Source organism: Verrucomicrobiia bacterium, assembly GCA_036268055.1.
Lineage (GTDB): Bacteria > Verrucomicrobiota > Verrucomicrobiia > Limisphaerales > Pedosphaeraceae > DATAUW01.
Genome location: DATAUW010000017.1, coordinates 576,539 through 592,402 on the forward strand (window position 1 = coordinate 576,539; position 15,864 = coordinate 592,402).

The 15,864-nt window shown below is 55.5% G+C and carries 15 protein-coding genes; 6 read left to right on the forward strand and 9 right to left on the reverse strand.

All coding sequences use genetic code 11. From position 1 onward, the window contains the following. Positions 1-6 precede the first annotated feature (6 nt). Together VH413_12480 and VH413_12485 are read right to left on the reverse strand one after the other, a co-directional pair. Positions 7-507, reverse strand: coding sequence for a helix-turn-helix transcriptional regulator (locus VH413_12480; GenBank protein HEX3799507.1), 501 nt, complete (start codon positions 505-507; stop codon positions 7-9). Positions 508-566: 59 nt separating this feature from the next. Continuing rightward, entirely contained in the window at positions 567-938 is a 372-nt protein-coding gene (locus VH413_12485; GenBank protein HEX3799508.1) for a hypothetical protein, read from the reverse strand. Between the two features lie 81 nt (positions 939-1,019). Here VH413_12485 and prmC point away from each other — a divergent pair, with 81 nt between their 5' ends. From prmC to VH413_12500, 3 genes are read left to right on the forward strand one after another with little or no spacing between them, the layout of a single operon-like run. Next, positions 1,020-1,940: a peptide chain release factor N(5)-glutamine methyltransferase gene (prmC, locus tag VH413_12490; protein ID HEX3799509.1), complete on the forward strand. Its 921-nt coding sequence runs from the start codon at positions 1,020-1,022 to the stop codon at positions 1,938-1,940. Between the two features lie 14 nt (positions 1,941-1,954). Next, complete coding sequence (gene murA, locus VH413_12495; protein HEX3799510.1) at positions 1,955-3,217, forward strand: UDP-N-acetylglucosamine 1-carboxyvinyltransferase; 1,263 nt, start codon at positions 1,955-1,957, stop codon at positions 3,215-3,217. Next, on the forward strand, positions 3,214-3,618 hold the full coding sequence (locus VH413_12500; GenBank protein HEX3799511.1) for a hypothetical protein: 405 nt from the start codon (positions 3,214-3,216) through the stop codon (positions 3,616-3,618). The genes murA and VH413_12500 overlap by 4 nt, the downstream gene beginning before the upstream one ends. 38 nt (positions 3,619-3,656) lie before the next feature. Here the strand turns inward: VH413_12500 and VH413_12505 are convergent, their stop codons facing one another. Continuing rightward, on the reverse strand, positions 3,657-6,086 hold the full coding sequence (locus VH413_12505; protein HEX3799512.1) for a PAS domain S-box protein: 2,430 nt from the start codon (positions 6,084-6,086) through the stop codon (positions 3,657-3,659). Next, complete coding sequence (locus tag VH413_12510) at positions 6,034-6,816, reverse strand: response regulator (protein HEX3799513.1); 783 nt, start codon at positions 6,814-6,816, stop codon at positions 6,034-6,036. Before VH413_12510 ends, VH413_12505 begins: the two co-directional genes overlap by 53 nt. Before the next feature lie 136 nt (positions 6,817-6,952). Between VH413_12510 and rsmH the strand changes: the two genes are divergently transcribed. Next, a complete protein-coding gene (gene rsmH / locus VH413_12515; protein ID HEX3799514.1) occupies positions 6,953-8,023 on the forward strand; it encodes a 16S rRNA (cytosine(1402)-N(4))-methyltransferase RsmH in 1,071 nt (356 codons plus the stop codon). 48 nt (positions 8,024-8,071) lie between these two features. Further along, the gene (locus tag VH413_12520; GenBank protein HEX3799515.1) at positions 8,072-8,518 is read left to right on the forward strand and encodes an SET domain-containing protein-lysine N-methyltransferase; all 447 of its coding nucleotides are present in this window, start codon (positions 8,072-8,074) and stop codon (positions 8,516-8,518) included. Here VH413_12520 and VH413_12525 read toward each other — a convergent pair. Continuing rightward, positions 8,515-9,570 (reverse strand): serine hydrolase domain-containing protein, encoded by a 1,056-nt coding sequence (locus tag VH413_12525; GenBank protein ID HEX3799516.1) that lies wholly within the window; start codon positions 9,568-9,570, stop codon positions 8,515-8,517. The genes VH413_12520 and VH413_12525 overlap by 4 nt on opposite strands. 271 nt (positions 9,571-9,841) lie before the next feature. Between VH413_12525 and VH413_12530 the strand changes: the two genes are divergently transcribed. After that, entirely contained in the window at positions 9,842-11,845 is a 2,004-nt protein-coding gene (locus VH413_12530; protein HEX3799517.1) for a SpoIIE family protein phosphatase, read from the forward strand. Between the two features lie 3 nt (positions 11,846-11,848). On the opposite strand, the gene VH413_12535 is transcribed toward VH413_12530, so the two are convergent. The 4 genes from VH413_12535 to VH413_12550 all read right to left on the reverse strand — a co-directional run bounded on the left by VH413_12535 (position 11,849) and on the right by VH413_12550 (position 15,589). Beyond that, a complete protein-coding gene (locus VH413_12535) occupies positions 11,849-12,229 on the reverse strand; it encodes an RNA-binding S4 domain-containing protein (protein ID HEX3799518.1) in 381 nt (126 codons plus the stop codon). Positions 12,230-12,300: 71 nt separating this feature from the next. Further along, positions 12,301-13,164 (reverse strand): DUF1573 domain-containing protein, encoded by an 864-nt coding sequence (locus VH413_12540; protein HEX3799519.1) that lies wholly within the window; start codon positions 13,162-13,164, stop codon positions 12,301-12,303. A gap of 116 nt (positions 13,165-13,280) precedes the next feature. Further along, positions 13,281-14,183: a prepilin-type N-terminal cleavage/methylation domain-containing protein gene (locus tag VH413_12545; GenBank protein HEX3799520.1), complete on the reverse strand. Its 903-nt coding sequence runs from the start codon at positions 14,181-14,183 to the stop codon at positions 13,281-13,283. 146 nt (positions 14,184-14,329) lie between these two features. Continuing rightward, complete coding sequence (locus VH413_12550; protein HEX3799521.1) at positions 14,330-15,589, reverse strand: glucuronate isomerase; 1,260 nt, start codon at positions 15,587-15,589, stop codon at positions 14,330-14,332. Between the last annotated feature and the right edge of the window lie 275 nt (positions 15,590-15,864).

Consider the following 15,864-nt stretch of genomic DNA (forward strand, 5'->3'; position numbering starts at 1 on the left):
GACAGGTCATCCTTTCGATTTCAACAAGTTAATAGGAACATCCGCATCTGGAAAAAGAGCCCGCATTTCCAATCGTCCGCCGAGCGCCTTGATCGTTGCAGCCAGGGTGCTGAGTTTTACCTCTCCGCGTTTTTCAAACCGTGAGATTGATGGCTGTTTTACCCCGGCTTTTTTCGCGAGCGTGACCTGGGAATGTCCATACAACTCACGGATATCTCTTAATCCCAGTCGCGGGGCTTTGCCTTTTTCAGCATTCATCAACTGCACAAGCCTTTGCGCCGCCCGTTCGGGAGTGCGATAAAACTCAGAGGGTCTTTCACCATATCCAGCATCCTCATGAAACAGCCCAAAGCCTTTTCCAGCGTGATATTTTAATGTGTGGCGTTTTTTGCCGAGGGTTACATCCAGCCAATGACTGCCCCCTTTATGCTCCGGCTCATCTATCTTGATTTGGCTCTGGGGGAGATACCTGGCTAAAAGTTTTTTAAAATGTTCGATTTTTTCCATATTACACAGAGTGAATATACCCTGCGTGGAATAGTTGTCAACTAACCTCCCAAAGTGGTTCATTCAACCAACTTAAAAATCCGACTCGTGGGTCTTTCGCCCATCTGTGCCCGGTTTATTGATAAGAATTTTTCCCTCCAAAGTTTCAATGCGGATCGAGCCATTAGGCCCAATAAAGCTGTAATGCCCTTTGTTGCGATATTTCGCAACGAAGGATATTCGAGAGATTTCACGCGCGAATCTTCTTGTGGGGGATACATCCGCCCGTCATTTCGCCAATTTTCCGGCCTGTAGGAGATTCCCGAAAATTCATCTTCCACCGCGTTGAGAATTCCCGCCAACAGTTTGAAAGCATCATCAGCGGAACTTGCCGGAGGCGCAGCTTTTAACTGCCGTAAAAAAATCTGCAATCTTTTGGCTTTCGCAGGCATGGGTCACCGTAATAGAAAAAATTTCCATGACTCAACCCACAAATCACTCATTTCCAAACGTCACCCCTCCATTTTAAACTTTTGCCCCTTGAATATAATACCTATCGTCTCGCCGTGACCGTTCTCGAAGTCATTCAACGCAGCACCGATTTTCTCGCGAAAAAAGATGTTGAATCTCCGCGCCTTCAAGTTGAGCTTCTTCTCTCCCACGTGCTCAAGCTCCCGCGGATGCAACTGTATCTTAATTTTTCGCGCGAACTTGCCGAACCCGAACTCGCCAATCTTCGCGAACTCGTTCGCCGCCGCGGTCTGCGCGAGCCCCTGCAACATATCGTCGGTTCCACTTCCTTTTGCGGCCTCGAACTCAAAGTCACAAATCACGTCCTTGTTCCCCGCCCGGAAACCGAATTGCTCGCCGAGTTTGGCTGGAATTTTCTCAAGGAACTTCACAACGCGAACACCAATGAAATCACCGCTCTTGATTTCGGCACGGGCAGCGGGTGTCTGGCGATCACGCTCGCCGTGAAATCTCCAAATGCCCACGTCACCGCCTTGGATATTTCCGAAGACGCTCTTGCCATCGCACGCGAAAATGCAATGGGCCATCAAGTCGAATCGCGCATTGAATTTCTTCAGGGCGATGGACTTGCTGCGCTGCCCGCAAGCACCCAATTCAATCTAATCGTCGCCAACCCGCCGTACATTTCCACTGGCGAAATCGCCACGCTCGATGCTGAGGTCCGCGATTTTGATCCGCGTCTTGCGCTGGATGGCGGCGCCGACGGCCTTGATTTTTACCGCCGTATTTCCAGCGAGGCGCCGGCATTTCTCAAACCAAACGCCCGTATTATGCTCGAATTCGGTGACGGCCAGGAGTCCGAGATCCAAAAAATATTTGAATCGCAAAAGTGGATTGTCGAAGCCGTTAAAGCCGATTACAGTAAGCGCCCGAGAATTTTAATCGCGCGCGCGGGCGAATCGCCTGCGTCGGGCGCGCAGTAGAAAGCGAATTTTAAATGGATAGTTTATTGATCAAGGGCGGTGTGCCATTGCACGGGGAAGTCACCATCAGCGGCGCGAAAAATGCCGCGCTTCCCATCATGGCGGCGACGCTGCTCACGGGCGAGCCGTGTGTCATCCGCCGCATGCCGAATCTCAGCGACGTCAAGTTCATGGTGCAAATCCTCGCGTCGCTCGGCGCGCAGGCGTCGCTCGAAGGCGATACCTTGCGGGTCCACGCGCACAAGATCAAAGGCGTGGGCGATTACGATTTGATCCGCAAGATGCGCGGTTCCATCTGCATCATGGGCCCGCTCCTTGGGCGTTTGCGCAAGGCCACGGTTTCGCTCCCCGGCGGTTGCATCATCGGCGCGCGCCCAATCAATTTGCATTTGAAAGGCTTTGAAGCCCTTGGCGCAAAAATTAAAGTCTCCGGCGGTTATGTCCACGCGCACGCGAAGAAATTAATTGGCCGCGAACTTTTTCTCGGCGGACGCGCCGGTTCGACCGTGCTCGGCACCGCCAATGTCATGATGGCCGCCACGCTGGCTGAAGGCGTTACGATCATCGAGAGCGCGGCGTGCGAGCCCGAAGTGATTGACCTCGCCAATTTTCTGAATGCGATGGGCGCGAAAATTCTTGGCGCGGGCAGTCCGACGATTACGATCACCGGCGTCAAAACTTTGCACGGCGCGGAGCACGAAGTCATCCCCGATCGCATCGAAGCCGCGACTTACGCGATGGCCGCCGCCGCGACCAATGGCGAAGTTACGCTGCTCGGCGCACGTCCCGATCATCTTACGGCAGTTCTCGATAAGCTTCGCGATGCCGGTGTGAAAGTGGAACGCCGCGGCACCGCGCTTACGGTGAAACGTGGCGGACGCCTCAAACCGGTGGATGTCACGACGCTGCCCTATTCCGGTTTTCCAACGGACGCGCAGGCGCAGATGATGGTTTTGATGGCCTTGACGCCCGGTATCAGCATTATCACCGAACGTATTTTTGAATCGCGGTTCATGCACGTGAGTGAGCTAGCCCGCCTCGGCGCGGATATCGAGATTGAAGGGCCAAGCGCCATCGTCAAAGGTGGCAAGCCCCTGAGTGGTGCGCCGGTTATGGCGAGCGATTTGCGGGCATCGGCGGCGCTGGTGATTGCCGGGCTGGCCGCGCAAGGCAGCACGCAGGTCAATCGCGTTTATCATTTGGATCGTGGTTACGAAAACATTGACGGAAAATTGCGCCAGCTCGGCGCGCGTATCGAACGAGTGGAGGAAACATGAGTAAATTAATCGGCGCTTTAATTATCGCACTGGTCATATGGGGCGGTTACCAGTTGTTTGAAGTTTGGGACACATACGACAAAGACCAAGATGTAAAGGCAAAGGAAGCCGCGGTCGGCCCAGTCAACGGCGATCAACTGCCGGGCATGCCCGACAACCTTCGCTCCACCTATGACATCGCACAGAAAAACGGCGCGGTGGGCATTCGGAAGTGGCTTAAGGCTTACGGCCCTAAAATCGAAGACCCGCGCCTCGCGTGGATCGAACTCGATTACGTGGTCCTCGTTTCGCACGACGACCCGGTTGAAGCCAAAAAAGTTTTTGAAGATGTGAAAGCGCGCATCCAGCCCAGCTCCCCGGTTTATCCGCGCGTCAAGCAACTTGAAAAAACCTACGAATAATTTCCAACGGACGGGCGAGTGTATCCGCGAGCCCTGACCTATTTCCCATCCAAACAGTTTCGGATCAGTCCGATCATTTTTTGCGGCAGGTAAGGCTTCTGCAAAAAGTTCACGCCCTCCTGGATCACAAAGTCCTTCCCGATCATGTCGGCGCTGTAGCCGCTCGTGAAGATTGCCTTTAACGAAGGTTTGGCCGCCTGCACCTTTTCCGCGAGGTCGCGTCCGCTCATGCCGTCGGGCATAACGATGTCCGTGAGCAGCAAATCTATCTGATCCTTGTGCGCATCCCAAACTTTCAACGCCTCGACGCCGGTCGCCGCTTCGAGCACTTGATAACCCGCGCCCTTCAAAATTTTGCAAACCAGTTCGCGCACGGGCAATTCATCTTCCACTACCAAAATAGTTTCATTGCCGCCGCGCGGTCCCGGGGTCGCCGAAGTTTTTTCCGCGCTCGCCGCCGCTTCGCGCACGCACGGAAGGAAAACATGAAATGTCGTCCCTTTGCCGACGGCGCTTTCGACCTCCACCCAGCCAAGATGTTGCTTGATGATACCATATACCGTCGCGAGCCCGAGCCCGGTTCCCTTGCCGACTTCCTTCGTCGTAAAGAACGGCTCGAAAATATGCGGCAGCGTCGCCGCATCAATTCCCGTGCCGGTGTCGCGCACGCTTAGCCGCACAAACTCGCCCTCGCGACCTTCGGGATGTTCCGCCAGTTTGTCGCTGCTCAAATGCAAAACGGAAATGCGAATGGCCAACTGCCCACCGTTGGGCATGGCGTCGCGCGAATTCACCGCCAGATTCAGGAGGATCTGCTCAATCATTCCCACGTCCGCATGCACCACCGGCTGGTTCGGCGAATAATTGAACTGAAGCGAAATGTCCTCGCCCAAAATCCGCCCCAGCATCTTCGTCAAATTGCTCACCACCGAATTCAAGTCGAGCGCTTTCGGCTGCATCATTTGGCGGCGGCTGAAAGTCAGCAACTGCCGTGTGAGTCCCGCGGCGCGCTCCGCCGCCTGCGAGATTTGCTCCGCCGAAGTGTTGTTCGGAACCACGCTTTTTAGCAGGGACGCATGGCCCTGAATCACCGTGAGAATATTATTGAAATCATGCGCCACGCCGCCGGCGAGTTGCCCGATCGCATCCATTTTTTGGGACTGGCGCAACTGTTCCTCGAGCCGCTTGCGTTCGGAAGTGTCGCGGAACAAGCCCAGCAGGAGCGTTTGTTGGCCACGCGATTCGACGAATGTATTTGAGCCTTCGATCTCGACCGTTTTGCCCGAGCGATAGGTCATCTTTCGCTGGACCTGTCTTGTCATGGTTCGCGTGGCAAAGCGTTCCTTGTAAAGATCGAGAAGTTGATCAGGGTGTTCTGACTCCGCGAAGGCGATTGTGAACGGTTGTCCTTCCAGGTCTTCGCGGTTCATTTCGGCGAGTTTGCAGTAAGCCGCGTTGACCGCCACGATGATGCCATTCTCATCCGTCAGCCGCATCGCATCCACCGAATTGTCCCAGACGGAATGAAACCGGATTTCCGAACTGACCAGCGCTTCTTCCGCGCGTTTGCGTTCCGAGATGTCGCGCACATGCAGCAGCAACGCGGGCTGGCCGGAAAAATCAATGCGGCTCGTCCGCACTTCCACCGGCACTTCGCGGCCTTGCGCGGTCAAAGTTTTCCCCTCGATCTGCTGCATCTCTCCGGCCACTAATTTTTTGTAAAGCGACATCGCCGCTGCCGCTTCGTCCGGCGGCACCAGTTCGGCCAGGTTTTTTCCGATCAATTCCTGGCGCGTCATTCCCTGCAAACGCGCCGCTGCCGCGTTTGCATCCAGCACGCGGCCTTCGATGTCCTCGACGAAAACCGCATCGGGCGAATCCTCGAATAATTGACGGAACCGCCGTTCGCTTTCGCGCAATGCCTGTTCCACGCGAATGCGCTCCAGCGCCCCGCCACAATAATCCGCCAAGGTTTGCAGGCCATCAAGCGCCCGCTGATCGTAGGCATTCAACTTGTAGCTCTGGATGGATAAGATTCCCAGGGCGCGCGGGCCGTTGCGGATGGGTACGAACATCAGCGAGGCCGATGGGCGCGCCTTGTCGCCGAAGGGAACGGCGTCCGGCGTCATCGCTAGCGGTTCTTCGCGCAATATCAATTCCGCGCCTTCGCTCAAAATCCGCCGGGAACGCGGCGAAGGAGAGTCTTCGATTTCCGAAGCGGGAATTTCCACCTTGCACCCATCCACGGTGTCAATGTTCAGGATGGGAAGAATTTTGTCTTCCTGCGCAGAATAGAGATCCAGCGAGCACGCGTCCCAGCCAAACAATTCTGCCGCGCTGTCCCCGATCACGTGCGCCGCGTCTTCGGCGGAAAGCGCGGAACTTAATTGTAATCCCAGCCGCGAAAGCACCGCATTATATTGCAAGGCGCGATGTTGTTCGCTGACATCGCGCGAATTGACCACCACGCCCGCAATCTCCGGGTCGTCCAAAAAACTTTTGCAAATCGTTTCGAGATGACGCCACGTCCCGTCGCGATGCCGCACGCGAAATTTCAGCCGCGTCGTGGTATGCGGCGATGTTCGCCTGGAAAGTCTCGCGCGCGGATTTCAGATCCTCCTCGTGGATAAAAGAAAAAGCGCTCCGATCCTTCAATTCCTCCGGACGATAGCCGAGCAGATTTTCCACCGAAGGCGTGTTGTAGAGGAACATACCCTCGCGATCCAACACGCTCACCACGTCCAATGAATTTTCCGTGATCGCGCGAAAATGTTTTTCGCGACGCGTCAATTCGCTTTCCGCCCGCAGGCGGTTTTTTCGTTCCTCCGATTCCCGCAAGGCGCGGTGCACGGCGGGCATGAGGCGTTCCGGCCAATGTTTGAGAACGTAATCGGTGGCACCCGCGCGCAAACTCTGGATCGCCGCCTCCTCGCCGATGGTTCCCGAGACCAGCAGGATCGGTGTCTCCGGCTGTTTTTCCTGCGCGAGTTTGAGCGCCTTGAGGCCGTCGTAAGTGGGCAGGAAATAGTCGGCGATGATGAGATCGAAACCGCCTTTTTCCAATGCCGCCTGGAAGTCCTCGCGCGTCTCCACGCACACCATGTCCGGCTCGAAGCCTTCGGCTTCGAGCTTCGACTGCACGAGCGCCGAGTAGTTCGGGTTGTCTTCCAAATGCAAAACTCGGAGCGGCAGACTCATTGACAGACTTGTAAGCCATGCGCCTGATTTTTACAAGGTGCGAGCCGCGCGAATTAAATTTTTTTAATCCTGAGTTTTAGAACTTCAAAATACCTTTTGCTGCCGACCGCCGGCATTTATATATAGTCGAAATTTCGTGCCCGAAAACCCGACATCCGATGCCAGCACTCCGGCGACGCCTCACAAACGGCGCGTCCGTTACCGTGGCACGCACCCGCGCCGGTTCGCCGATAAATATAAGGAACAAAATCCCGACCGCTATGTTGCCGATGTCCAAAAGGTGATCGCCAGCGGCAAGACGCCCGCCGGGACGCATCGCCCAATATGTGTCCGCGAAATACTGAAAATCCTTGCGCCGAAGCCGGGCGAGATGGCCGTGGATTGTACGCTGGGTTACGGCGGTCACGCCCGCGAAATCATTCCCTGCATTCTCCCCGGCGGCCGCTTGCTTGGATTGGACGTGGATCCGATCGAACTTCCGCGCACCGAAGCCCGATTACGCGCGCTCGGCTTTCCGCCAGAGTCTTTGCTCGTGCGCCGAACGAATTACGCCGGTCTTCCGCAAGCGCTGGCAGCAGAAAATATTGCGGCGGCAGACATGGTATTGGCGGACCTCGGTGTTTCGTCCATGCAGATTGACAATCCTGAGCGCGGGTTTTCGTTCAAGCTCGATGGTCCGCTCGATTTGCGCATGAATCCTCAACGGGGACAGCCTGCATCCGCGTTGCTTGGCAATATTGATGCCGCCGCGCTCGCGCAAATTTTCGCCGAGAATTCTGACGAGCCTTACGCGCGAGTCATTGCCGAACATCTTTGCCGTGTTCGCAGCACAAAGCCCATCGCCACCACCAAATCGCTGGCGCAGCACGTTCACGCTGCCTTGCGTCCCACGCGCCGGGGTGAAACGGAAATTGAATTGAGCACGCGCCGCGTTTTCCAGGCATTGCGCATCGCCGTCAACGATGAGTTCAATGCCCTCGAAACTTTTCTGCGCCAGCTTCTTGATTGCCTCAAGCCCGGTGGCCGGGTCGCGATTTTGACTTTCCATTCCGGCGAAGACCGGCGCGTAAAAAAATCTTTCCAGTCTTCTGAACAAAGCGGCGCTTATGCCCGCATCGCCCGCGAGGTCATACGTCCCACGTCGGAAGAAGTTCGCGCCAACCCGCGCGCCTCGAGCGCCAAACTTCGCTGGGCCATTCGCGCGTAAGTTTCAGGAACTATTGTCGAAAGTTTTGCGAGCAGCTATATTGCTTTTATGCAGTCGGAATCATGGATTCATTTTAATAACTCGGCGATTCACGGGACGGGTGGATTTGCGCGCGCGGCCATTCCTTCGGGGACGCAGCTTATCGAATATCTCGGACGGAAGATTGACAAGACCGAATCGCTGCGCCAATGCGAGTTGGACAATCCCTACATTTTTACGATCAATGACGAATATGATCTCGATGGGAATGTGGATTGGAACCCCGCGCGGTTGCTGAATCACAGTTGCTCGCCGAACGCCGAGGCGGAACAGGACGGCGAACGCATCTGGATCGTGGCGATTCGCGATATTGCCGCGGGCGAGGAAATCACTTTCAATTACAATTACGATCTTGTGGACTACAAGGAGCATCCCTGCCAATGCGGCTCCGCGAATTGCGTCGGCTACATCATCGCGGAGGAATTTTTTGATACCATCCGAGGCCGCGCCGGCTAAGGCTTTTTGTCGAAATATAATTCCGCGACTTTCTTCGCGAGCGTGGAAGCGATTTGTTCGTCCGTGTTGCTCAAGATAATCACGGCCAACGCATCGTCAGGAAAGCGTTGGATCGCAGCCGAAAATCCCGAGGTCGCGCCGTTGTGTCCGATGCTTTTGTGGCCTTTGTAAGGATCGAGAAACCAGCCGAAACCGTAGTTCTTTATTTTGCCGTCGTTGAGTTTCGCTGGCGTCCACATTGCTTGCTTGCTCGCGGCGGTGAGCAGCGCATCGCCATTCAGAGCGGCGTCCCACTTCGCCATGTCCGCGACGGTCGAGACGATTGCGCCCGCCGAAAATATATCGGTCAAATCATAATCGCGATTAATGGATACGTGGTTGGTCAATTCGTAACCTGAGGCGCGGTTTAGAATGACCACGTGGGGATTGCGATCACGCGTGGCCTCCATGCCGAGCGGTTTGAAAATCCGTTCGCGCTGAAATTCCCAGTAATTCGTGCCGCTCACATTCTCGATGATGTAACCCAAAAGGCTGAAGCCGGAGTTGCAATAAGACCATTTATCGCCGGGCTGAAACGCGAGCGGATATTTGCCGATCTCGCGAATAAATTGTGCCTGCGTGAGATGTCTTCGCAATTCAAATCCGTCGAGCCCGGTGTAATTCGTGATGCCAGATGTGTGCGTGAGCAGATGCCGCACGGTGATGTTGGACCAACTCGCGGGGGTGTCTTTCAGGTGCGCGCTGATTTTGTCGTCGAGCGACAGCTTGCCGTCCTGCGCGAGCAGAAGAATTCCCGCAGCGGTGAATTGCTTGGTCACTGAACCGATTTCATAAACGGTGTTCGTGGTGGCGGGGACGTTGAGTTCGAGATTCGCCACGCCGTAACCCGCCGCTTTCACTTGCCGTCCGGATTTTATTACCATCAAGGACAAGCCCGCGATCTGGTGCTTTTGCATTTCCGATTGGAGAAATGTGTCGGCTTCGTCGGCAAAACTCACGGTTGGCGCGAGCAGAATGGCGAATCCGAGCAGCGTGCAAAATAATCGCTTCATGTTAGATTGATAGCGAGTAACCGGGCGGTGCGCCATCGTGAATTTGGCGGTGATTTTGATTGGGTGAACAGTGCACGAGTTATTCACAAACATTCATTTTTCCTTGCCAGAACTTGAGTGTGGTTGCTTAGTTGTTTTGGCATGCGTGCGATGCCACTTGACGTGCATAACGATTTGAAATGGACCGCGGACCGGAAGTGCCGGCCGGGAATGAAAGCGGCGATGCGAGGGATTCTTTCCTGCCGCGCAAATCTGGTGGTGTAATTCTCCAATGGAAAACGCGCCGCTGAAAATTTTGCTGATCGAGAGCGATCCGGAATTCGCCTGGCTCATCGAGGGGATGCTTAAGGAAGCCAAGGGTGCGACGTTTGATCTGGTTTCATTCGCCCATTTTGAGGAAGGGCTCACCTGTCTCATGGAAGGCGTGTTCGACCTTGCCCTGATTGATCTTTCGCTGCCGGACGGCGCGGGCCTGGCGAATATCGAGCGCGCCCAGGCGGAGGCAGTGCGGGTCCCCATCATTGTGCTCGGCCACGTGGATGATGAAGCCGTGGCGATTGAAGCGGTGCATGTCGGCGCGCAGGATTATTTGCTCAAAAGCCAGTTGAACCCGCAACTGCTGGGCCGCGCCATCCGCTACGCCATCGAACGCCAGCGCGCAGACGCCGCGTTGCTGGAAGCCGAGGAAAAATATCGCGGCATCTTCGAACATATTGTTGAAGGAATTTTTCAGACCACGCCCGACGGGCATTACATCAGCGCCAACGCCGCGCTTGCGCGCATTTATGGTTATGGTTCGCCGGCGGAATTGATGGCCAGCGTCAAGGACATCGGGCGCAAGTTGTATGTCGAACCTGGCCGCCGCGCGGAATTCATCAAGCTCATGCAGGAGCATGATACGGTGACGGATTTTGAATCGCGCATTTATCGCAAGGACGGCAGCATCATCTGGATCGCGGAAAATGTGCGCGCCATCCGCGATGCGTGGAAACAACTGCTTTATTACGAAGGGACGGTCGAGGACATCACGCAGCGAAAACGGGCCGAGGAAAATTTGCGCCAATCGGAAGCGCTTTATCATTCGCTGGTCGAGACGCTGCCGCAAAATATTTTTCGCAAGGACAAGGAAGGCCATTTCACGTTCGTGAACCAGCTTTTTTGCGCGGCGTTGAAAAAGCCCGCGTCCGAAATCATCGGCAGGACGGATTTTGATTTGTTCCCGCGCGAACTGGCGGAGAAATACCAGAAAGACGATCTCGCGGTGATGGAGCAGAATAAAAATTTTGAGACCGTCGAGGAGCATCAGCCGCCGGAGGGTGAAAAAATTTATGTGCAGGTGGTCAAGACCCCGCTCCACGATGCGCATGGCAAGATCATCGGTTTGCAGGGAATTTTTTGGGACATCTCCGAACGGCGGCGGGCTGAGGAACAAGTCCGCCTCGCCTCGGCCGAACTGGCGCGCAGCCGCGAAGCCTTGCGCAAAAAAAATGCGGAGATGGAAGACGATCTCAAGATGGCGCGTGAGATCCAACAGACGATGCTCCCGCAGCAATTTCCCACGTTCCCGAAATCCGCCGAGCCGCGCGACAGCCGGTTTCGTTTTTCGTATCGCTATCTGCCGACGGGCACGGTGGGCGGCGATTATTTCAATGTGCTCTCGCTGTCGGACACTGAGGCGGGAGTTTTTATTTGCGATGTGATGGGGCACGGTGTTCGCTCCGCGCTAGTCGCGGCGATGGTCCGCGCATTGGTCGAGGAAATCAAATCAGTCAGCGGCGATCCGGGAAAACTGCTGGCGCAACTCAATCGCGACCTTTGCGCCATCCTGAAACAAACCGGTTCGCCCACGCTCATCACGGCCTTTTATCTCACGGCGGATTCCATCACCGGCCGTTTGCGCTACGCCAACGCGGGCCATCCCAAGCCCTTTGTCATTCATCGCAACTCCGGCAAGCTGGAATTGCTCGCGAACCGCACCGCCAAAAGCAATCCCGCGCTCGGCCTCTTTTCTGACGCGCAATATCCCACGTCGGAAAGCCAGTTGGCTCCCGGCGATTTGGTGATGCTCTTCACGGACGGCCTTTACGAAGTTGAAAATGCGGACGGCCAGCTTTATACCCACGAAATGCTGGTCGAGGCGGTGAGCAAGCGGACGCAAATGCCGGCGGCGGAGTTATTCGATTCGTTGCTGGCGGAAATCCGGGCGTTCGCGCAGAACGCGGATTTCGTGGATGATGTTTGCCTGGTCGGCATGGAAGTCGCCGAGGTCAAATAGGCGCTACAAAATTTCGTCGAGCTTTTTCAAATCGCGGCGGTCTTTTTTCGTAGGACGCCCTGCGCCTTTGGGTCGGAAGAAAAGCGGCTGGAGCACTGGTTCGCGTTTCTTCTCGTACTCGGAAGCGGGCGTGAGGTCTTCAGCAAATTGCTTCACTGCCGACGCGCCGACGCGCCGTTCCAGCAAGCCCAAAACTTTGGTCGTGCGCGTGAGGTCGCCGGTCTGTGCGACGACGAGTTCATTAATACGGACTTCGCGCGAGGGTTTGAGAGGCTGGCCATTGATCGTGACGCGTCCGTTGCGGCAGGCGTCCGCAGCGAGAGTGCGCGTCTTGTAAATCCGCACCGCCCAAAGCCACTTGTCAATGCGCACGCCGGACGTCATCAAAAAAGGAGTGCGCCAAAAGTTGAGCGAAGGAAATTCATTCGGGAAATCTCAACCGCGATTTCGGCGGTTCAATGAATGCTCAACGACGTGGGCGCCATCACGTTCGTGCGTCCCATCGGCATGGGCATGGCAGTCGTCGTGGGCATCGAGGGAAATGCCTGGGTCAAAACTTTTGCGAGCGAATCAATCTGTTCGTCGGTCAACGGGCCACCCTTGGCCGTGCTGAACGCGGGCATCATGCTGTGGGGCTTGCCGTCGCTGATGATCAAATGCCAGTAGCCGTAGAAGGTCGGATGATTCAACACGTGCAAATCGGGGACCATGGTGGCGCGCGGTTTGGCTTCATGGCAAATGCCGCAAGCCGCCGCGTAAAGCGGTTTGCCCATGAGCCCCCGCGTTGGCTCGACGTGACACTTGGCGCAAGCGCCCTTGAAAACCGCCTGGGGATCGGCGGCGGCGATGGCATTATTGCGCACGCGCATCATCGCCATGTTTTCGGGCAGGGTGACCTTGACCGTCAGGACTTTCAGGATTTGGTTGTTCGTCGAATAGACGGTGACGGTTTTGGTGAAGGCGCCGGATTTTCCCGCGAGATTGACCGAGACGCTGATGTCGCCATTGGTATGTGGCGCGAGAACCCACGGAGTGCTGGGGAGTTTGGCGGTGGTGCAACCGCAGGAAGGCTGCAAGCGGCCGATCGCCACGGATTCGTCCGAGACATTGGTGACTTTGAAAGTGAAATCGGCAGTCGGCTTCCCGGCTTCGGGCGTCAATTCCTTGATCAGCGAGTCGAAAGAGAGCGCGTCACCGGGTTTGGGAGTTTGGGCGAGGGGAGCGACTTGCGCGGATGCGGCGAAACCGACGAGAGACACCGTCGCAGAGATTAAAAAAATCGGCAAAAGAAAATGAATCAGGCGAGTGCGGGGTTGCATAAAATTTAGATTGAGTCTGAACTTACCAGCAGAAGGCGGCTCTGACGAGATTTTTTTGCGGAACAAAAGAGGTGAAAAAACGCCGAAACACACGAAGAAAACAAAAAACCAGCCAGTTACTGAGTGGAAAAACTGGTGTGCTTGATCACCCAATCGAAATCAGCCGTGTCGCCGGTCGGAATGACAAAGGGCAGACCGGCGTTGTTTACGGGCCGAATTGTGCTGGCGGAGCGCCAACGATGAATCTCCGTATGGCCATCCGCAAAGGAAAAGCTGCCGCCGCCGTTGTGATAGGAAGCGGGAAGGTCAACCCACTCAGCCCGGCCACCTGCCGGTGGCGGCGTATCGAGAAAATAACCGTCGTCAATACTGTCCGGATGTTCATCGAGAAAAACAAAAATGGATGAAGCATCGCGAAAGTCCGATTCCTTCACGAATTGTTGAAAACCGGGGTTATTGATGTTGCCGCCGTTTTGCAAAACAATACCAGGATCACCCACCATTGCATTCATGGACATGCTCCGAACCCGCGCGGTCCAGCCGGCGGCTTTTTGGACATCGCTCAGGAAATGGTCAGCCGGGCAATGATAGATATTGGCGGAGTAACTTGCGTAAGGCGCAAGGATGGATTGGGTGATGAAATTCTGATTGGTATTTCCGGGAGTCAATTCCCAATCCATCACATTATTGATCCAATTCGGATTAATCGTCGGGGCGAAACTGCGCTGCTGCATGTTGGGACTGAGATTGTAAGCGAGGCTGCTGTTGTTTTCGCTCGAATACATCGTCCATGCGAAGGAAAGCTGGCGGCTGTTGCCCATGCAGAGAATCGCCTGCGCGCGCGCCCGGGAACGATTTAAAGCGGGGAGCAAAAGTGCGGCGAGAACCGCAAAGATGCCGACAACGAACATCAGTTCGATCAGGGTGAAGCCACGGTTTTGAAGATTTCTGGAAAAAAAGCGGGAAGGCCCAACCTTGGAGGTTTGGCGGCCGAAAACTTCTTTGAAGCAAGTGGTCACGGGACAAACGTCTGCTGAGTCCGATAAAACTACTCGAACCCGTCACTTATGTAAAGAATACTTTCACAGAAAAAATCGTCGGTTTTTAGGCAGTTTTTGACAAAAATCCAGCATCCGTACTTTTTTCCAGCGGTCTCGGCCACTCATCACGTTCCGCAAAAACGCTCGAAGGCGCCGCCGAAAAGGTCTTTCACATCACGCTCGACTTCCGCGCGCGTGGTTTGCCAGCCGGTTTGCCCAAGCTCGGTGTATTTCTCGACCAGCACGCGGGCGATGATGCGGCGGCTGTGCTGCCATTTGTAAACCAGTTGATCCAGCACGCGCGCGTCGGAATGTTGCGGCGTAAAACTGAGGCCGAGCAATTCGATGCGCATGCGGGTGATCTCCTCGATGAGCACGGGAATATTCGTGAACCACCAGCAACCGAAGATGTGGAGGTTGCGAAACTTCCGCGCGAGGACGCAAAGCTCGTGCTGGTTTTCGCGCGCGAGCACGGTGGTGAGAAATTTATTCCCGGGATTCTGCGCACAAAGGTTTTGCAGCGCGGTCAAGTCGGTGAGACCGACGCCATCGCCAGCCAATTTGAGTTGGGGATTCACCGCGCGATTGACGCCGGGCATCAGCGCAAAAGGCAAACCGAAATCACGGCAATGCGGGAGGATGGCGTGCTCGATCAAATTCGCCGGGTCCGTTTTGGCGGGATAAGCGAAGTCGGGCGGCAATGAAACCATCAGGTAACGCGCGTTCATGCGTTTCGTCCAGTCTGCGAGAAAACGGCGGACTTCGTCGTACGTTTTTTGCGCGCCGAGTTCGGGCGTCACGTGATAACCCCACTGCGCCAGCCGGGGTGCGGTTTCAATCCACGACAAGATGAGCGGATCAATCCGCAAAGCGGCGGTGAAGCGTTCGTCCCGGGAAAATCCGCGCTCCCACACCGGGCGTTCCGAATCATCGAAGGGCGAATTCGTCATGCAGATTTTGCTCACGCCGGCGAGTTGCATGCATTGGGTGATGTGCGCCTCGACCGTCTGAGCGGCGAACCATTTGCGCAAAGCGGGCAGGTCGCGTTTTTTTACGTCGAGACCGAAAGCGTGCAGCGTGGTCAGCACGCCGCGGCAGGCTTCCGAAATCGGCGAATGCTCGAGAAAAAGTTCCTGCCAGATGAGTTCGGCTTGCGCGGATTTGGGGAGCGACCAGAATTTATCGTAAGGGAGCCGGTGTTGCCGAAACGATTCGGCCACGAGATAATGATAAACCAGCAAGTCATCAATGCCCCACAAAAGCAAATCGCCGAAGGCAGGTTCGTAAAGATGCGTATGAATGTCATAGACGGGCGTGCCGGCGACAATTTCTTCGACCTGCGCCGCAAAGGGAACGCGGCTCGCTTCAGACAAAATAGATTTCATCAGGCTGGCACTTTAGAAAAAATCGCCGGTGGCTACCATATTAATTTGTGCGGGGCGGGGAACCATGATTCTAATGAGAAGCGTGGGGCGAGCGGGTGAACGCCAGTTGCATACGGGAATTTCTTTCGTCCCTAGCGGGACTTGATTGGACACCAATTAAAACCCAGCCATAAATGGCTGGGCTAAGGTCGGGCGTCCCTGCGGGACTTGGGACGGCTGCGCGGCAGCGCACTCGTGTCCAGCTATAATTGAAAGGGTGGTCATAATCTTCATAT